Below are 19,850 nucleotides of genomic sequence, written 5' to 3'. Positions count from 1 at the left end.
TCTTAGATCACTTTATATACCTAATTGGTTTTATTTTCTTCCCACTCTTTAATCGCTTTTCTAGCACACTTATCGTCATCCTGAGGAACGTTAACACCGTTTATATGCTGGTATTTATCGTCACCAAGACCGATGATAGCAACGAGGTCGCCTGGTTCGGACTGAGTAATCGCATAGTGTATAGCCTCTGGTCTATTCTCTATAACCATGTACTTTCCACCGGTTGGCTCAAGGCCAGACTTAACGCCTTCAAGTATAGTTTCAAACGGCTCAAACCTGTTGTGCTCAGTAGTAATAATGGAGAAGTCGGCATATTTCCCAGATGATTCACCCATTCCGATTCTTCTCTCAATATCTCTGTTTCCCCCAGCGCCAAATACACATACGAGCCTCTTTGGATTATATGCTCTAAGTGCTTCGAGAACAGCTCTCGTGCTCTCTCTGGTGTGAGCAGAGTCAATGCATACACTTAGGGCATCTGTGCGGTAAATCATATCAACTCTGCCGTTAATATGGATATGAGAAAGAGCTTTTTTCGCCGCATCTGTAGGTATTCCGAGAGCTTCTATAGTAGCGATTGTAGCTGCACCATTTAGCGGAACGAACTCACCGGGCATGTTTACAAATACAGTGTCATTAAGCATGCCTGAAAGTTTAAACTCTTCACCTATAAATCCGTTACATTCCTTGGTATGAGGCTCTGAGATTGCATAATCTGGTCTGCTGCCGAGCTTATCCGTTTTCTTATGTATTCCATCATGACCGACAGTAATTAGATTACATGTTGCATTTTTTACGATGAAATCAATATTTTCATCATCCAGATTAACGATGCCCGTATTACACTGTTGTAGCAGGAGACTTTTACAATATGCATAGTTTTCAAAAGTAGGGTGTTCATCTGTTCCAACATGGTCTCCATGCTGAATATTGAGAAATACACCGACATCAAAATTAATCATATCAGTTCTACGCTGCATAAGACCTTGTGATGAGCACTCGAGAACTGCGTATTCTATACCTTTTGATACCATGATAGAAAGAAATTTCTGCATCTGGTCAGAGTCAGGTGTGGTGTTGGCAACTTCTAGAACTTCATCATCTAAGTTCACCCCATTTGAGCCTATTGATGCTGCTCTATAGCCTGCTTCTCTTAACGATGCCATAATCATCGTTGTAACAGTAGTCTTACCCTTTGATCCAGTAACGCCAATCATCTTGAGCTTTTCCGCTGGATAACCATAAAATGCTGCTGAAACCACAGCTTTAGCATGTCTTGTATCCGAGGTTGCAATTACAGTTGAGCTTACAGCTGATATGTCGAGCTCGCAGCTCTCATCTACTATGATGAGGGCAGGATTGCCACTATCGATCTGCAGAAGTGCATCGTGAGAGTCAAATGATGCGCCGCGAATGCATACAAAGACATCGCCTGGCTTTACTTTTCTGCTGTCGAAACAGATACCTGTCACGGCTTGGTCAAGTGACCCTTTTAGTAATTTGTATTCTAATCTCGATACAATTTCTTTTGTGTTCATAATTCCTCCGGAATCCATAAGAATATGAGATTTACAATTTACAATTATATCCTTAATTAGTTAAATTTCCAATACATATGGTATAATACAGCGGTATAAAGAGGAGTAAAGATGATTAGATTAATAAGTTCACATGAAGAAAAACGAGACTTTTTAGAATCGCTAGATGAAAAATCTAACGAGAAAATTAGAGCACTTAGGGAGTATGCGTTCCGAGGCATTGCTGATGAGCTTATTTTAGGATTTCGCACTGAAGATGATAATTCAGCACTTATAATCACATCTCAGAATGAATGCGTTCTTATAACGGAAGATGCAAAGCTTATAGACTGTGTATCAAAGGTTAATAGCAAAGATCCGCGCGATGAACTGCTCGAATTGATGTTAGAGTATTCATCGAATGACATATATGAGCTTGAGAATCTTGAGTCGAGTATTGTAGACATGGAGGAAGAACTATTTGGAGGCGCTAGACCTGATAAAGCAGGGCTCAAACAAATTGTGGTTAGACGAAAGGAAATCATGTTCAAGAAGCAATATTATGAAAGAATGGAGCTTCTTACAGATGACCTAGCAGAGCTGGATAAAATGTTTTCATACTTAGATAAGAGATTTGATAAGCTCTATAGTTTTATTCTCAGGGTTCAAGAATATCTTAATCACGTCAGTGAGATGTACCAAGCGCAGATAGATATAGAACAGAATAACTTGATGAAGTTCTTTACGGTCGTGACCAGTATTTTTGCACCGCTAACACTCATTACAGGATGGTACGGTATGAATCTGAAGCTACCAGAATTCGGGTGGCGTTTTGGATACATATACGTATCTGTACTCAGTTTAAGTGTGGTACTGGGTCTTATATACGTGTTTAAAAAGAAGAGGATACTTTAGGAACTCAGTGCAACCGAATTAATGACTGATGATTCTAAGTTTAATGATTAGACAATTGGAGAAAAGATGGATAATAAGGACTATATAGTAAGGGCGAGCCTTGCAAATGATAGCGTTAGAGCTTTCGCTATCAGCTCTACTCATCTCGTGGCTGAAGCAAGAGAGCGTCATAAAACACTGCCCGTAGTGACGGCAGCCCTAGGCAGACTGCTATCAGCAGGGGCTATAATGGGCAGCATGATGAAAGGTGATAAGGATATAGTGACGATTTCTCTTAAGGGCGATGGTCCTGCAGGATACATAACCGTCACAGCGGATAGTCATGGTCATGTCAAAGGATTTCCAGGAAATCCAAATGTTGATATCCCGCGCAAGTATGTCAGGAAACTCGATGTCGGTGCTGCAGTAGGAAGAGGTCTTCTAACAGTTAGCTACGATTTCGGATTAAAGGAGCCGTATAGCGGTCAGGTAGAGATTCAAACTGGAGAGATTGCTGAAGATCTCGCATACTATTTTACTGTGTCGGAACAGCTACCATCAGCAGTTGGTCTAGGGATCATGGTAGATACAGATAGCAGCGTAAAGCATGCTGGAGGCTTCATTGTGCAGCTCTTACCAGATGCTCCTGAGGATGTGATTGAACTCCTGGAGAAGAAGTTAGCTAATCTGGAACCTGTAACAACTATGATGGAGCAGGGGATGGCACCTGAAGACATGCTTTTACATATATTTGAAGGCGTAGATATTGAGTTTACGGAGAGACACGACGTGGAGTTCTACTGTGACTGCTCCAAGGAGAAGGTAAAGAGAGCGCTAGACGCAATTAGCGATAAGGATCTACAGGATATCGTGAATGATGGTGAAGATATCGAGGTTAAATGCTATTTCTGCAATACCGCATACAAATTTAGTATAGCTGACATAAATGACATACTTTCGTCGAGAAAAATCGATTAAAATTTGTTAGAAATCAATAAAAATAATACATATGTATTGAAAGAATATACAAAAAATGCTACAGTTAGATGTAGTTAAACCATTGTAATGATAAAAATTTTTTAGAAAAAGGTGTAGTAATGAAAGATAGAATTTATCTAAACGATAATGAAGTCATTTTGAACTTTGATTTAGTATACCCTGAGACTAGTCTAGAGGTTATTAAGTCTAAGGAATTCAAGGTGTTTATGCAGAGTTATATAGCTCATCTCGAGGAGACTGATTCAAAGCTTTATAATTGGGCAACACAGGGTAAGTCGCTACAGACGGCTATCGAGGCGCTATCTACATTTGCACGTCAGACATTAGTTTTTTCTGCAGAGGAGATTGAATCACCTTATATTGAAGATAGAACGTTAGCACTTTCGTTCGTAGAAGGCATGTATGACTTCTGGAAGGCTCACGAGAGGTACTCAGTTACAACAGATAGAAGAAGAGAATCGAGCTCAACAACATTTGTACATGCTGATTCTTCTCATAATCAGCTTATTATGGCTACATATAGACGCATCGAAGAAACTCTGATGGGCCGTGCAAATAAGATATACCGTCAGCAGCCTGCAGGAACTAACGCAGCACTATCATTATATAAGAACGAATCATTTAAGCTTAGCTCTCGCTATGAGTTGCTGAGAAAGGTTAAGTTTATCGACTCTATTATGCTTCGTACGCCAATGATTCTACATCCTAAATCGAATAAGCGTGAATGGGCATTCCAGCAGGTATATGAGAATCCACTGGATACATTTAAGGGTAATAGTGATGAATTTTTCTGTTTCCCTGCCAAGGTTGGAGATCTGACAGTTTTCGTTTACTTCCACAGAGATTTTATGTCAAATGGAGTTTCGTTAGCTAACCTGTTTGAGCTTGCATCCAAGAAGGAGGCTTCAAAGAAACCTGACTGTGTGCTGATTTTCGGTAACGATGATGGCAAGAATGCATGCACCTTCTACCACGATGAAGAGGAGAATATCTGGGTAGGCTCTGTTACATATAACGAGAAGATTTCTTACTTCGGATACATGAAGAAGACCGTTCTCACACTCCATAACGTTGCGATGATGCAGAAGGGGTGGTTACCAATTCACGGTGCATTTGTAAATATTACTCTCAAGAATGGAAAGAGCAAGGGTATCTGCCTCATGGGAGACTCAGGAGCTGGAAAGTCTGAAACTATTGAAGCTCTAAAGTCGCTTGGTAATGAGAAGATTAAGAATATAGAAATCGTGTTTGACGACATGGGAACATTCCATGTTGAAGATGGTACGGTATACGCAAAGGGTACTGAAATAGGAGCGTTTGTGAGACTTGATGATCTCGATCCAGGTACACCTTATCGTGATATGAATAGATCTATATTCTTTAACCCGGATTTATCAAATGCGAGAGTTATTACGCCAGCAGCTCCTTACTCAGTAGTTACAGATAATCATCACGTTGACCTCTTCGCGTATGCAAATAACTACGATGAAGACCTCGGACTACATCAGTTCAATAACCTTGATGATGCAAAGACTGTATTCGTTGAGGGTAAGAGAATGGCTAAGGGCACAACACAGGAGGTTGGACTATCTACAACTTATTTTGCTAACCCATTCGGTCCAATGCAGCAGCAGGAAATCTGTGACCCTATCATCGATAAGGTATATCAGTGCCTAAAGGACAACGGCGTATTTATCGGAGAAGTTTACACTCACCTCGGTAGAGATCCGGAGGACAGAGATAGTATCGTGAAGGGCGCAGAGGAGCTTCTAAAGTTTATCGAAGAGAACTAATCGCTGTGTAAATTGCAAAAATATGTGAGGCGGAGCAGCACTACTGCTTCGCTTATTTTATAGGTAGTGCTGAAAAGCAGACGGAGTTGTGATCCTGAGCAGATGAATATATAATTGACTAAATACTATTCATCATGATTGCAGTCTGAAATACTTTACTGGTTAAATAAAAAGCAAGATGAAATAGAGATTGGGTATGAATGAGATTAAGAGATTAAAAACAGCGTTACTGAATGATCCTGGGGCGGAGTCTACATCTAAAAGCTTCGGTGTTCTAATTCCTATAATGGAGACTCCGCATGGTCTATCGGTATTGTTTGAGGTGCGTGCCAGGAATCTGAGGAGGCAGCCAGGTGAGATATGTTTTCCTGGAGGCAGCACCATGAAGGACGAGCCTGCTACTGATGCTGCTATTAGGGAGGCGAGCGAGGAGCTCCTTATCGCCCCATCCAGCATCGAAGTTCTTGATGAGCTAGATGTCGTGAATGTGTATTCAGGCGACACCCTGCAGCCGGTGGTGGGTCTGCTCAAGGATTATGACTACACATTTTCTTCCGATGAAGTGGCCGAGGTATTCACGGTACCACTGACATTCTTTTTAGAGACACAACCAGAACGCTATAACGTAGCGATGAGGAGCGTGCCAGTCGAAGGCTTTCCCTATGACAGAATCGAAGGAGGGAAAACCTACGCCTGGGATTCTAGTTATAGAAGCATATATTTCTACAAATACGATGGTAGAAATATATGGGGACTTACAGCAGGGATTATAAACGACTTTATAGAGAAACTAAGGCGAGGTGGATATTTCAAGAAGTAGCGATGAGTCATATTAATATTGAGTATTTGTTTGAACATTATACTAGTAGGCTACCTCATCAAATTTCCTATTCTAAAATAAACATAACAGTATTTGCATAGATTTTTCACACAGCACAGATAAATATTATGCTATAATAAATAGACAGTCGATGTGGGTGTTCATCACCCGCATTTATTTTTCTGAATTTCCATCATTTCCATCATATTTAGGTTATTATTTTAAGTAATTAATCAAAGAGAAATATAAAGAGAGAATTTAATGAATTCAAACACCAAAGGATATATTATATCGCATAAAGATTCTTTGTTAACTGTCATTAGCCGTATTACTGCTTTGATAGTGGCTTTATTTCTATTGGTGTTTTTTGCTTCTAGTTCGGCATTTGCAGGCACATCGCTACCGAGCACACCTCCGGATAGAGAGGGTTATTATGAATTTCTCGGAATAGATGTATCTGAATGGCAGGGCAATATCGACTGGAAAGCAGTAAAGAGCGATGGTGTAAATTATGCATTTATCAGGGCTGGTGCGACTACATCATCTAATTTTGATTTCAAAACAGATTCAAAGTTCGATGTAAACATGGAGGGAGCTAAGGCAGCAGGAATCGCACGGGGAGTATATTGGTATTCGCAGGCTACAAACGAAGATGAAGCTATTGCTGAAGCTAAGAAGTTAGTTGCGCTTGCTAAGAAATATGACTTAGAGCTACCGCTAGTTATGGACCTGGAATTCTCCGACGGCAGATTCGATAATGCCTACACTTCTTGGCGTGCAAACGGAAGTGAGTATGCAAAGAAACGAATGACCGCAGTTGCTGATGCCTTTTTGTCATATTGTCGTTCACAGGGATACCCTGCATCAATATATCTTTCAACATCCCTAGCGGGAAGCACCACGGGAGTGGATACTACAAATCTTGTCAACAATTCCAACGAGGTTTGGATTGCTCATTATTCGAGCAATCTTTCGGCATCATCTGATTACACGATGTGGCAATTTACAAGCACGGGAAGAGTAGATGGCATCAAAGGTAAGGTGGACTACGACGTTATGTATGTAGATAAGAAAGCCGTGAAAGCAGGTAGTCCGGGTCTTAATGCAGAAGCATCAAATGACATGCTTAAGTATACAGGCGGTCCTGTTACAATCAATATTAATCTTACTGATAATGGAAAATCACTGGCACTAAATAAGGATTATACCGTTTCTTATATTAATAATATAAATACTGGCACAGCATATGCGTTAGTCAAGGGAAAGGGTGATTATATAGGTTATAAAGAGGTTATACCTTTCAAGATCGGTGATGAGGATATTCTTAATTCCACTGAACTTGAACCGTCTAAGGTTGTAACGAGTGTAAAGGGTGGAAAGACAAGTGTGAAGTTTACAGCTGCAAGCGGCAGGGTAGACAACTATAGGATTGAGTACAGAAATACCGATTCTGACGAATGGAATTCGGTGATGACTGATGGTAAGACCGAGTATGTTATAGATGGGACACCTAAACAGATAAGAGTATCCTCTGTCTTGGGAAAAGATATTTATGGTTTAGCTTTACCAGATAATTCGCAGAAATACGAGATTATTGATGGCTCTGTAGAGGCTGATTACAAGCTCAGTGGACAGTCTCTATTAAATGGCGATAAGTTTAAAAAGATTAATGAGGAGGTAAGTGGCGATGTCGTCATCTAAAGGTAATAGCCCGCATAAGAGACATACTCGTAAACAGAAGCTCCTTATCGGATTACTTATCTTTATCATCATAGATGTCGCATTATTCATGTTCACTGTCACAAGATATACAGGATACGATCTAATTAAATCTGAAAAGTATGTTGAATTCAGGATGCCAAAGGAAAGGACGCTAACTGAGCAAGAGTGGCAAGTGCTTGTTAAGAATACAAGAGTGATTAAATACCCAAAGGTACAGTTATCAAGAGAAATTGATAACATCAAGAGCCAGTATAAGAAGCGCATCAAGGAATATGATATGACAGTGGCTGAATATCTTAAGGAAGCTGATTTGTCACATTCACAGTTTGATAAACAGATAGATGAGATGGCAAAAGAGAATGTTAAAGCTAAGCTGGTACTTCATGCTATAGCAGAGAAAAAACGAGTATCAGTGAGTAAGACAGAGATAGATAAGGCTGAAAAGGGGATTCTCAAGGAGAAGGGTGTTAATTCGGAGACAGAATACAAGAAGTTAACCGGGGAGTCGCTTAGTGAACATGTTAAAGAAATAGACCTCGAATCGAAACTGCTATATGCTAAAATAGTTAAGAAATAAAATTGCATTAGCAAAAGCCAGTTTGAACAGTATTGACTTAAGTGGGATGTCATATAGCATCTCATTTTTTATGGTAACAAGTATTGTATTTTTACAAAAACCAAGAAAATTCAATCTTAATTTTTATTTAATAATTTCTTCCCAGTCATTTAAGGCGGTTTATATAATATTTATTATAACGAAGGATTTATGGAGGTACGATATGGATATCATAGCAAAGATTAAGAGTACTGCTATAGAAGCACCGGATCGCTTGGTGTTTAGCTCTAGAGATGGTAAGATAACCTATGGCGAACTTTGGAAAAGGTCATCAGCGCTTGCTAGTTACATATCGAATAGACTAAAAGGAAATCGTGAACCTATCATGGTTTATGGACATAAGCATCCGGATATGCTCGTTGCTTTTCTCGCATGCGTGAGATCAGGCCATGCGTATTGTCCAGTGGATATAGGAAATCCTCCAGAGAGGGTAAGTGATATTGCATCAGCTATAGATAATGAAATCGTAATAGTGGTGCAACATGAGGAAATGCTCAATATAGACGATAAGTATGAGGTTGTTGGCAGAGAAAAACTCGATACTATTCTTGAAAGTTGCACCTCTTATGACGATAGAGAGTCTGTATCAGGTGATGAGACTTACTACATCATATTTACCTCGGGAAGCACAGGAAAGCCTAAGGGCGTTAAAATACCAGCTGATGCGCTTAATAACTACTTAAAATGGTCAGTGACACTTTCTGGCGGTATTCCAGAGGCTACAAGATTTTTAAATCAAGCTCCTTTTTCTTTTGATCTATCTGTGATGGATTTGTACACTGGTCTCGCAACTGGATCGATAATCATTGCGCTGGATAAAGGCTTGCAGCAGGATATGCCGGAAATGCTAAAGTATATCGCATCGTCTGATATCGAATACTGGGTGTCTACTCCTTCGTTTTCGGATATGTGCTTAGGAGAAGCCGATTTTAGTGAAGAGAAATTTGGAAGTATCAAGGCGTTCCTTTTCTGCGGAGAGGTTCTTACAAAGGATACGGCGAGACAGCTTAGGGCGAGATTCCCTCATGCAAAGGTCATCAATACATATGGTCCAACAGAATCGACTGTATGTGTGACAGAAATTGATATCACAGATGAGATTATTGATAGAGAAGGTGCACTCCCTATCGGGCTTCCTAAACCGGGTACTGAGATCAGAATTGATCCAGACAACAGCGAAATGATAATCGTCGGAGACTCAGTAAGCTCGGGATACTATAAGGATAAAGAGAGAACCGACAAAGTATTCTTCATGACTGAAGCCGGATCCCTAAGTGAAAATCCTAATGAGCTTGTTAGGGCTTACAGAACAGGCGACACAGGTCACTACGATGAATCGGGTATGCTGTTCTGCGATGGCAGAATTGACCATCAGGTTAAGCTACATGGTTACAGAATAGAGCTTGGAGATATTGAGTCTAATCTTACAAATATAGATGGAGTAGCAGCTGCTGCAGTTATTCCAAAGAGACACGAAGGAAAGGTTGAGAGTCTTACTGCCTTTGTTGTAAGAGAAGGGAATATCATTGCTGATGACTATAGTGGCAGAAAATACGTGCGTGAAACGCTAAAAGCCTTCTTGCCTAGCTACATGGTCCCAAAGCGTGTAAAGTTTATCGACAAGATGCCACTTACTAACAATGGCAAGGCAGATAGAAAGAAATTGGAGGAGTTTGTATAGATGCAGCTTTTTACAGACAATAGCTTCTTTATATGGTTAGCGAGTCTGTCGATTCCTGCAATATATCTGGGTTGCAGAGAGAAGTCAATCAAGTGGTACGGAATGTTCGTAACATTTGTGTTCATATGGCTGTCGATGGGTAGCAATTTAAATGCTCTTTTCAATCTCGGTCTATACACGGTCATAGAGTATGCTGTTGTACGCATATATCTTGAACTAAGAACCAAGAATGGTAGAGTAACATGGCAGTATAGGATATTTTTGTTAGCGAGTTTAGCTCCGCTCACAATTTATAAAATCCTAGGTTTGACTGGCAATAAGTACCACATCTTTGCATTCTTAGGATTATCATACATGACATTCAAGTCTACACAGATGGTAATCGAAATATACGATGGGGTTATAAAGGAATTTAAGACTTCAAACTTCATATATCTACTTCTGTTTTTCCCCGCTATCACTTCTGGACCTATTGATAGAAGCAGAAGATTTGACGAAGATGTGGATAAAATCATTCCTAGAGATGAGTATCTAGAGCTTTTAGGAGAAGGTATATACAAGATACTCAAGGGTATGGTTTATAAGATGGTAATTGCAGCATGCTTCTACACGGTCATGAATTACTTCGGAACCGGAGGGACATGGTATTCAATAGCAATTTACTTCTATATCTACGGAGTTTATCTGTTCTTTGATTTTGCTGGTTATAGCAATATGGCTATAGGTGCTAGCTACATATTTGGAGTAAGGACACCGGAGAACTTCAATGCACCGTTTGTGAGTAAGGATATCAAGGAGTTTTGGAATCGTTGGCATATGACGCTATCATTCTGGTTTAGAGACTTCCTCTTCTCTAGAATCACAATGGCACTAGTAAGAACACGTAAGATTAAGAACAAGCTTGTAATCGCCTCAGTCGCTTTTATGATTAACATGTTCGTCATGGGGGTATGGCATGGACTTGAGCTTAACTACATCGCATACGGTCTATATCACGGAGTGTTGTTATCTGTATGCGAGATATACCAGAAGAAATCAAAATTCTATAAGGCTCATAAAAAAGACAAGTGGTTTATGGGAGTATCGTGGTTTATCACACTACACCTCGTTATGTTTGGATTCTTCATATTCTCCGGAAGATTAGGAATCTTACTATCGAGTCAAGGTTAGGTAGATAATCGCATAATTAAAATTTAAGAAGCATATAGAAACATTAAAAACATAATAGAAATTGAAAACAAAACATTTAAATTATAGTTGTAATCAGGAGGAAGATATCATGAGAGATAAGCTATTAGACATCATTGAGAACATTTGTGGAGATGAAATTGTAAAGGAAAATCCAGATATCAATTTGCTAGAGGAAGATTTAATCGATTCACTTGACTATGTTAGTCTTTTGTTAGATATTCAGGATGAGTATGGAGTTGTTTTATCACCATCTGAATTTACAAGGGAGCAGATGGATACGCCAAACAAGATTATAGAAACAGTTTCAGCAAGAATTCTAGGAGAATAAGACAGGAACGAAGATAAGATGAAGAAGATAAACTCGTTTGTAGCGGCTCTCGTGCTGCTGGCGATGTTCACAGTGGTTGTACACTTTATATGTGCTAATAATGATCTTAAAGACAAGACAGGACAGTTTGGAACGTGGTATAACACATATAAAGATTTGTCGTATAATGCATTGTCACGAAACCTTGAAAAAGATTCGGTACTCATGCTCGGCTCATCTGAGTTCAGACACGGTCGTAAGACTCAGTATCATCCATCGAACTTCTTCAGGGATACAGATGTTAAACTCGCTACAGTCGGAGGTCCGTTCAATCAGACGCTGTTCCACACTGTAGCGCTCGGTTCTTTGCAGCCACATCTAAAGAGCAAAAAGGTTATATTGCTGGTTTCTCCAACCTGGTTTAAACATTCAGGGGTTAAGAAAAATGACTATGCTCTGAGGTTTTCGGAGACGGAATATTTTGCCTTTATGGAAAATAAGAATATTCCAATAAAGACAAAAAAATACGTTGCAAAAAGAACCGAACATCTGTTATCTAAGAACAAGAGTCTACAGATGAAGGCACGTATGATCGACAAAGTCAATCTTGATGACGAATCAAGTCTCCTATATGGATTTGAGAGGCGTCATGCTTTCGACAAAGATAAAATCACTGTCGGAGCAGCGATGAGGTTTATGATGAAGAACAAAAAGACACCGCAGAACTTTGAGAGATATACGCCAGATAGTTTCAATTGGAATGGCTTCTTGCAAGATGCACATAGAGACAGTGAATCCAAGGCCGATAATCCTTTCTACATGAGTAATCGTGTGTGGAGGAATAAGTTTAGACAGGTATATCCTAAGATGAAGGATGTTCGTGTGAATCAAAACTATAATACTTCGCCAGAGTACAATGATCTTAAGGCGTTCCTTGAGATTGCTAAAGCTAACGATATTAAAGTTAAGTTAATTCTACTTCCTGTTAATGGCAGATGGTATGATTATACAGGTATGACTGCAGATAAGCGTGTAGTTGTTGGTCAAAAGATTCAAAAGCTCGCTGATGAATACGGTGCAGATTACACCAATATGACAGAATACAGCTATAACAAATACATCGTTTCGGATGCAGTTCATCCTTGGAATGAAGGTTGGGTAAGGATAAATGAAAAAGTCGCAGAATTCGTTCATAAGTAAAATTAAGAATAAGATATCCTTGAAATATACTCTTTATATGTTTATATTTATGGCTGTACTGTACGTGTTCTCTTTATTTGGAAGTATGCTTAGCAGCCCAACATTTACATATGCTGAGTTCTAAAATATTTTAATTACATATTGACCTATTAAATGCTCCACAATTAGAGAATGCATGCACTATTCTCTTGTTGCGGAGTATTGTTTATTTTGAACTCACTAAATAGACATATTAATATCAATATTTTATAATCAAAAGACACATCCAACCATTAGTGGACGATATGGTGGATAAAGAGGAAGGTTAAGATGAGCAAAGTTTTAGGTATTGCAGAGAGCATAATTAAAGGATTAAATCATGGGGAGATAGCTGTATCTAAACCGTTCAAGGTCTTAGAAAAACACATGTATGACAGCTTTTGTTCTGATGAAGCTCACTCTGACATAGATAACAATATCCTAGCTCTTGGCGATAATCTAGAGTTCATGACATGGCTTCTAGAAAATGGATATGAGGGTAAATTCAAGTGCATCTATATTGACCCACCGTTCTTTACAAAGTCAAAATACGATGCGACTGTAGAAATATGTGACGACAAGGGTAAGATTCACAAAGTTAAACACCTTGCATATGATGACACCTTCGATAGAAGTATCGAGCAATATGTTGAAAACATGACTACTAGATTGGTAATCATGAAGAGACTTCTTGCAGATGACGGCTTAATCTGGGTTCATCTAGATTGGCATTCAGCACATTACGTTAAGCTTGCTATGGACGAAATTTTCGGTTATGAGAACATGAGAAATGAAATCATATGGAAATATAAATCTGGCGGCAGTGCAAAGTCGCATTTTTCAAGAAAACACGATACGATTCTAATGTACAGCAAGTCGAAAAAATATTCATTAAATTTGCCGAAGGAAAAGTCGTATAATCGTGATTTTAAACCCTATCGATTTAAGGGTGTCAAGGAGTATCAGGATGAATATGGGTGGTATACACTTGTTAATATGAAAGATGTCTGGAGCATTGACATGGTAGGTAGGACTTCCAGCGAAAGAAATGGTTATGCAACTCAAAAACCCCTAGAACTGATGAAGCGAATACTAAGTTCTTGCACGAATAAAGGCGATCTAGTTGGGGATTTTTTCTGTGGTTCGGGTTCATTTCTAAAAGCAGCTAATGATATGGGGAGATGCTGGGTTGGATGTGATATAGAAACTTTAGCGCTAGGGACAGCTAAGAAGAGACTTGATGCATGTGAGTCAAACTATCTCTTTTATGGAAATGGAGAGGATCGCCCGTACAGAGCGGATGCAATAATCAAAATTGAGAGAGCTGATGAGCTAGAGAATGGTAAGAAACTTTGTCATGCAAAGCTCATGGCTTTCAGACCTGAACTTGAGATAGGATATGTACGGCACAAGGACAGAGAATTGCTACAAAATGCTTGCAAGAGTTCGCCCGAATCCCTTATAGATTATATTATGATAGACCCTGATTATAGCGGAGAGTTCTCGGCGGAGATAAGTGTTACCGACGATTATGATGATATAAAGTTTATTTCTCGCGGTAATGTGGCATATATAGTTGTTGATATTTTTGGCAAGGAGTATTTGGTAAAGTGAAAATGACTAGAAAACTAATTTTAAAAGTATGATGAAAGAGTGTGAACTGATATTCACACTCTGATTTTGGGTTATTCGTATTACTGTGACTATTAAAGTTTGTTTAGTAGCTGCGCATATAAGTTATTTAGTAAGGCGTTTCTCGAAATTCCCATATATCTGTGCGCCTTCATTTACAACGACGAAGGCATCTGAATCAGCTTGCTTTACGATCATGAGCAGCTTGGTTATTTCGTATTTTGCAATTATAGTAACTATTACATTAGAGTCTTCCTTGGTGTATGCACCAGTACCATTCCAGTTGGTAACACCTCTCTTGAGTTCACTCATGATAACATCCTCAACTCCAGGTTTCTTAGTAAATATCATAACCTGCATATTGATGTTCTGAATGTGAACTCTGTCCAGTGACATAGCGAGGATTGTCGTGTATATTAAGGAATAAGCAACGATTTCTATATTGAATAGGAATAGACAGATTATGTAAATCCCGATATTTATCATTATGCTTATCTTGCCAACGCTGTAATTTGGATTCAGTACTGACACAATAACACCGATGATATCTTGACCACCCTGAGAGCTACCTGCCCTGAGCACCATTCCTGCACCTGTACCGGCAACGACTCCGCCGATTAAACATGCCGTTAGATAGTCGTTAAATATCGGGGTCTTAGGAACTGGTATCATTCCGAGGGCAACAGAACATAGGGTAATTGATATAACCGATGTGATACAAAATTCCTTGTTAACAACCTTATATGAGATTATAAGAAGCGGTAGATTCAGCAAGAAATAGAGAATACCAACGATGTCAATACCCGGTATTTCAGGTACATGAAATACGTTTACAAAAAGAAGCCTTAGCAGCTGAGCCATGCCTGTAAATCCACCGTTATATAGGTTCATCGGTGTGATAATGACATTAACTCCGAAAGCGAATATTGCATTCCCTGCGAGCATCCAGCCCAGATAATGGACGAGGTATTGTTTTCGAGGTGATAAATTGTTATATAGGTTCAAAATGGACCCCCTGAAAGTGATAGTATTTAATACAATTAAAATCAATGTATGATATTGTATTAACGATTATGATACTATTACTGATGGTATAAGTTCAACCGTCGATTGTACGCAATCAACTGCGGAAAATGCAGAAAAATATATGATATAATCATTTCATATATTGCATAAAAGAGAAGCGCAGGTAGTTTCTGTCTGCGTTTTTACGTTGGGATTTATGGAGATTGCTTAAAGGAAGGAATATAAAAAATGGGAGAGTCTAAGGATAAAGTTATGTCATCTAGCTACCTGATTCGCAGGTTCGCCCCTTACTTTAAACCTTATAAGGGAATACTGATTTTTGATCTTGTCTGTGCTTCGTTTACCACAGTAAGCGACATAGTTTTACCGTTGTTAATCCGGTATATAAGCAATGTGGTAGCTACTGATATCGCTGCTTTTACAGCTGATTTAATAGTCAAGATTGTAATCATATATCTATGCCTAAGAGCTATAGACGTTGTCGCAAATTACTATATGCAAAATACTGGGCATGTAATGGGTGCAAAGATAGAAACTGACATGAGGCGTGATTTATATGAGAAGTGTCAGAACCTATCTTATTCATATTACAGCGAGAATAAAACGGGTCAGCTCATATCAAGAATTACGAATGACTTATTTGACATTACAGAGTTTGCGCATCACTGTCCAGAAGAATATTGGATAGCTTCGATTAAGATTGTACTAGGTTTTGTACTCCTAGTCAGAATCGACGTTTTGCTTACCGTGCTTATGTTCGCAATTATTCCTATTATGATTGCTGCAACATATACATTTAGAAAGAAAATGAGACGCGCCTTCAAGATGCAGCGAAGCGGACTTGGAGAAATCAATTCACATGTAGAAGACAGCTTGCTCGGGATAAAGGTTTCAAAATCCTTTGCAAATGAAGAATTTGAACAAGCAAGATTCGACGTAGATAATTCGAGATTCCTAGGGGTAAAGGCTATAGGCTATAAAGCGATGGCAGGATTCCGCAGTGTTACACGCACATTCGATGGTTTAATGTATGTAGTTGTGATCCTTGTGGGGTCGTTTGAACTCAAAAACGGCAGGATTACCACGGGTGATTTCGTTGCCTTTATGATGTATATAGGTGTATTACTAGAAGCTGTTCGAAGGATAGTAGAGTTTACAGAGCAATTCCAACGTGGAATGACAGGCATTGAGAGATTTATTGAGGTTATGGATGAACCTATAGAAATCGGTGATGCGCCTGACGCTGTCGAGCTGAAGGATATCAAGGGGGAGATTGAATTCAAGGATGTTACCTTTAGATATAACGACAGTGAGGAAATTCTTAATAAGATTAACTTGAGTATTAAACCTGGTGAGAATATCGCTCTAGTAGGTCCATCTGGAGCAGGTAAGACGACGTTTTGCAACTTGATTCCAAGGTTTTATGAAGTTTCTGAGGGAAGTATTGAAGTCGACGGTTACGATATTAGGAAACTTACGTGCAAGTCCCTTAGATCACATATAGGAATGGTTCAGCAAGACGTATATCTATTCTCTGATACTATTTCAGGTAACATCGCTTATGGTAAACCAGGAGCGACAATGGAAGAGATTGAACGGGCGGCAAAGCTCGCCGGAGCTGACGAATTTATCAGAGAGATGTCTGACGGATATGATACGAGTGTTGGTGAGCGAGGTATGAAGTTATCGGGTGGACAGAAGCAGCGTATCAGCATCGCAAGGGTATTCCTTAAGAACCCATCAATCTTAATTCTCGATGAGGCAACGTCGGCTTTAGATAATGAGAGCGAGAGACTGGTTCAGCAGTCTTTAACAGATTTGTCTAAAGGCAGAACAACCATCACAATTGCGCATAGGTTAACCACGATTAAAAGTGCAGATCGTATTATCGTGCTAAATCAAGATGGAATCGCAGAGGAGGGAACTCACGACGAATTAATGGCACAGAACGGAATCTATGCCAATATGTATCGCATGTATCAGTTATAAGCGGATGTCGAGACATAAATAATAAATATTAATATGATGAGCAAAATTGCAAGATAAATTGGCTAAAGGGGTTGAAAATCTAACGGAAAATTTTGCTCATTTTTTTAAACACTAAATTCCTATATGAATAATAGGAAAACCCTTGATTGATTGCGTGCAATGTGTTATTCTTCAGTTGTAATAACAAACACGCAAGATGTCAAAGAAAGGAAGAGCCATGATTGTTTCAACAAAAGGTCGGTACGCTCTGATGGTCATGATCGATCTTGCTAACCACGACGAAGGAGGTTACGTATCTCTCGCAGATATATCAGATAGGCAGAAGCTATCGATGAAGTATCTCGAGAATGTCGTGTCAATGCTGAATAAAGGTGGTTTGCTCAAGAGCCTTCGAGGTAAGAATGGAGGCTATAGATTGATTAAAACTCCTGAAGATTACAATATCGGTGAAATCCTTCGAATCACGGAAGGCAGCCTTGCTCCGGTAGACTGTATAAAGTCTGGTGAGGTTAGCTGCGGTAGAGCGCACTCGTGCGTGACGCTGCCACTGTGGATTGGACTTGACAGGGTTATCGATGAGTATCTGGATAATATTACGCTCCAAGATCTCATGAGCGGCAACGTCGATAAGCTCGTACAAGATCAAGGCACATTAAAATAATTGTTTTAAGTTATGTCCAAGGTTAATTCCTATTGACTAGGTAGGGATTAAAGGACTATAATACAACTGCACTAAGATGACTAATTTATTGGTAGGGAGGTATACATGAGAGTATATGCAGATAATGCGGCAACAACTTATTTAAGCGATGTCGCACTCAATACGCTGCTAGATTGCCTAAAGAATTATAATGGCAACCCTAACAGTCTTCATACAGATGGACAGATTGCTAAGGAGAAGCTAGATGAGTCCAGAGAGAAGGTAGCTAAGGCGCTTAATGCTGCAAAGCCTAATGAGATTTACTTTACTTCTGGTGGAAGTGAAGCAGATAATCAAGCGTTGATTTCTGCAGCTAGAGGGTTAGTTAAGAAAGGCAAGAAGCATCTTATTTCTCTTAATATAGAACACCATGCTATTCTTCATACACTTCGTAAGCTTAAGAAGGAGGGCTTCGAGGTTACGCTGCTAAAACCACAGCCAAATGGAATTGTAGACGTTAAGGATGTAGAGGATGCGATTAGAGAGGATACAGCACTTGTATCGATTATGTTTGCTAACAATGAGATGGGGGCTATCCAGCCGATTGCCGAGATTGGAAAGCTGTGTCACGAAAAGGGTGTGCTTTTCCATACAGACGCAGTTCAGGCTGCAGCACACCTGCCTATAGATGTTCAAGCCATGAACATAGATATGCTATCACTATCAGCTCATAAATTCCACGGACCTAAGGGAGTGGGAGTTCTGTATGCTAGAAATGGTATCAGATTAATAAATGTAATTGAAGGTGGTGCGCAGGAGAGAGGTAAGAGAGCTGGTACGATTAATGTTCCAGGCATTGCATCACTTGCTGCTGCACTTGAAGATGGAATTGACCATATGGAGGAGAACAGCGCAAGGACAATCGTTCTAAGAGATAGACTCATCAAAGGATTGTCGGATATTCCATATTCGCAGCTCAATGGAGACCCTGTAAAGAGACTTCCTGGTAATGTTAATTATTCGTTCGAAGGAGTTGAGGGGGAATCACTACTATTAGCGCTAGATATGTATGGAATTGAGTGTTCATCGGGGTCAGCTTGTACAAGTGAATCCCTCGACCCAAGCCACGTTCTAATCGGTATGGGTGTTCCTATTGAGGCAGCGCATGGATCTCTTAGATTCAGTCTCAATGAGGAAAATACAGAGGAGCAGGTAGACTACATCATAGAAAAGGTTCATAAAGTTGTTGAACATTATAGAAAAATATCACCATTCTGGGATGAACTAGAGAAGGGGGAGAGAGAACATGTTATATAGTGAAAAAGTAATGGATCATTTTGAGCATCCAAGAAATGTAGGCGAGATTGAAAATGCTGATGGTATTGGTGAGGTAGGTAACCCAACATGTGGCGATATCATGAGGATTTACTTAAAGATTGATAACGATATTATTACAGATGTTAAGTTTAAGACTTTTGGATGCGGATCGGCAATCGCTTCTAGCTCGATGGCTACTGAGCTAATCAAGGGTAAGAGCATCAAAGAAGCTCTTGAGTTATCTAACAAGGCAGTAGTTGAAGCTCTTGATGGACTACCTTCAAGGAAGATTCACTGCTCGGTTCTAGCTGAAGAAGCTATCAAGGCTGCGCTCGTAGATTATTATGAGAAAAATGGACTTGAGCTTCCACCGGAGATTAAGGACTTTGAGCCATCTGAGGAAGAGTAACTATTCTATAAGAAAATTATCAATATCAATAACAAAATTTTGCGGCGGATTTTAACATTCCTCTCACATAGTGCGTTTC

17 protein-coding genes are annotated in these 19,850 nt (G+C 39.5%); 15 read left to right on the top strand and 2 right to left on the bottom strand.

What is annotated here, in order from left to right:
- Positions 1-20: 20 nt before the first annotated feature.
- The gene (locus QU661_RS05475; protein ID WP_304989255.1) at positions 21-1,538 is read right to left on the bottom strand and encodes a Mur ligase family protein; all 1,518 of its coding nucleotides are present in this window, start codon (positions 1,536-1,538) and stop codon (positions 21-23) included.
- Positions 1,539-1,649: 111 nt separating this feature from the next.
- On the opposite strand from QU661_RS05475, the gene QU661_RS05470 reads away from it, so the two are divergent.
- The 11 genes from QU661_RS05470 (at position 1,650) to QU661_RS05420 (ending at position 14,372) form a co-directional block, all read left to right on the top strand.
- The gene (locus QU661_RS05470) at positions 1,650-2,432 is read left to right on the top strand and encodes a CorA family divalent cation transporter (protein WP_304989254.1); all 783 of its coding nucleotides are present in this window, start codon (positions 1,650-1,652) and stop codon (positions 2,430-2,432) included.
- A 66-nt stretch (positions 2,433-2,498) separates the two neighbouring features.
- The gene (hslO, locus tag QU661_RS05465; protein WP_304989253.1) at positions 2,499-3,389 is read left to right on the top strand and encodes an Hsp33 family molecular chaperone HslO; all 891 of its coding nucleotides are present in this window, start codon (positions 2,499-2,501) and stop codon (positions 3,387-3,389) included.
- Between the two features lie 119 nt (positions 3,390-3,508).
- A complete protein-coding gene (locus QU661_RS05460; RefSeq protein WP_304989252.1) occupies positions 3,509-5,203 on the top strand; it encodes a phosphoenolpyruvate carboxykinase (ATP) in 1,695 nt (564 codons plus the stop codon).
- 196 nt (positions 5,204-5,399) lie between these two features.
- The gene (locus QU661_RS05455; RefSeq protein ID WP_304989251.1) at positions 5,400-6,023 is read left to right on the top strand and encodes an NUDIX hydrolase; all 624 of its coding nucleotides are present in this window, start codon (positions 5,400-5,402) and stop codon (positions 6,021-6,023) included.
- A 261-nt stretch (positions 6,024-6,284) separates the two neighbouring features.
- Positions 6,285-7,724, top strand: a complete 1,440-nt coding sequence (locus QU661_RS05450) for a glycoside hydrolase family 25 protein (protein WP_304989250.1) — start codon at positions 6,285-6,287, stop codon at positions 7,722-7,724.
- Positions 7,711-8,322, top strand: a complete 612-nt coding sequence (locus QU661_RS05445) for a SurA N-terminal domain-containing protein (RefSeq protein ID WP_304989249.1) — start codon at positions 7,711-7,713, stop codon at positions 8,320-8,322. Before QU661_RS05450 ends, QU661_RS05445 begins: the two co-directional genes overlap by 14 nt.
- 202 nt (positions 8,323-8,524) lie before the next feature.
- The gene (gene dltA / locus QU661_RS05440) at positions 8,525-10,042 is read left to right on the top strand and encodes a D-alanine--poly(phosphoribitol) ligase subunit DltA (protein WP_304989248.1); all 1,518 of its coding nucleotides are present in this window, start codon (positions 8,525-8,527) and stop codon (positions 10,040-10,042) included.
- The gene (gene dltB / locus QU661_RS05435; protein WP_304989247.1) at positions 10,043-11,212 is read left to right on the top strand and encodes a D-alanyl-lipoteichoic acid biosynthesis protein DltB; all 1,170 of its coding nucleotides are present in this window, start codon (positions 10,043-10,045) and stop codon (positions 11,210-11,212) included.
- A gap of 109 nt (positions 11,213-11,321) precedes the next feature.
- Positions 11,322-11,561: a D-alanine--poly(phosphoribitol) ligase subunit 2 gene (dltC, locus tag QU661_RS05430; RefSeq protein WP_106057095.1), complete on the top strand. Its 240-nt coding sequence runs from the start codon at positions 11,322-11,324 to the stop codon at positions 11,559-11,561.
- 18 nt (positions 11,562-11,579) lie between these two features.
- On the top strand, positions 11,580-12,740 hold the full coding sequence (dltD, locus tag QU661_RS05425; RefSeq protein ID WP_304989246.1) for a D-alanyl-lipoteichoic acid biosynthesis protein DltD: 1,161 nt from the start codon (positions 11,580-11,582) through the stop codon (positions 12,738-12,740).
- Between the two features lie 309 nt (positions 12,741-13,049).
- On the top strand, positions 13,050-14,372 hold the full coding sequence (locus QU661_RS05420; RefSeq protein WP_304989245.1) for a DNA-methyltransferase: 1,323 nt from the start codon (positions 13,050-13,052) through the stop codon (positions 14,370-14,372).
- A gap of 123 nt (positions 14,373-14,495) precedes the next feature.
- Here QU661_RS05420 and QU661_RS05415 read toward each other — a convergent pair whose 3' ends face one another.
- Positions 14,496-15,395 carry a YitT family protein gene (locus tag QU661_RS05415; protein ID WP_304989244.1) on the bottom strand — a complete coding sequence of 300 codons (900 nt, stop codon included), beginning with the start codon at positions 15,393-15,395 and terminating at the stop codon, positions 14,496-14,498.
- Between the two features lie 249 nt (positions 15,396-15,644).
- Between QU661_RS05415 and QU661_RS05410 the strand changes: the two genes are divergently transcribed.
- From QU661_RS05410 to nifU, 4 genes are all read left to right on the top strand, one after another.
- Positions 15,645-17,405 carry an ABC transporter ATP-binding protein gene (locus QU661_RS05410; RefSeq protein ID WP_304989243.1) on the top strand — a complete coding sequence of 587 codons (1,761 nt, stop codon included), beginning with the start codon at positions 15,645-15,647 and terminating at the stop codon, positions 17,403-17,405.
- A 217-nt stretch (positions 17,406-17,622) separates the two neighbouring features.
- Positions 17,623-18,066 carry an RrF2 family transcriptional regulator gene (locus tag QU661_RS05405; protein ID WP_304989242.1) on the top strand — a complete coding sequence of 148 codons (444 nt, stop codon included), beginning with the start codon at positions 17,623-17,625 and terminating at the stop codon, positions 18,064-18,066.
- A 105-nt stretch (positions 18,067-18,171) separates the two neighbouring features.
- The gene (locus QU661_RS05400; protein WP_304989241.1) at positions 18,172-19,362 is read left to right on the top strand and encodes a cysteine desulfurase family protein; all 1,191 of its coding nucleotides are present in this window, start codon (positions 18,172-18,174) and stop codon (positions 19,360-19,362) included.
- Positions 19,352-19,771: a Fe-S cluster assembly scaffold protein NifU gene (gene nifU, locus QU661_RS05395; protein WP_304989240.1), complete on the top strand. Its 420-nt coding sequence runs from the start codon at positions 19,352-19,354 to the stop codon at positions 19,769-19,771. Before QU661_RS05400 ends, nifU begins: the two co-directional genes overlap by 11 nt.
- The last annotated feature ends 79 nt before the right edge of the window (positions 19,772-19,850 follow it).

Origin of the sequence: Mogibacterium neglectum, from assembly GCF_030644205.1 — a bacterium.
GTDB classification, from domain to species: domain Bacteria; phylum Bacillota; class Clostridia; order Peptostreptococcales; family Anaerovoracaceae; genus Mogibacterium; species Mogibacterium neglectum.
The sequence above is the reverse complement of the archived record's forward strand: the minus strand, read 5'-3'. Positions and strand labels throughout refer to the sequence as shown.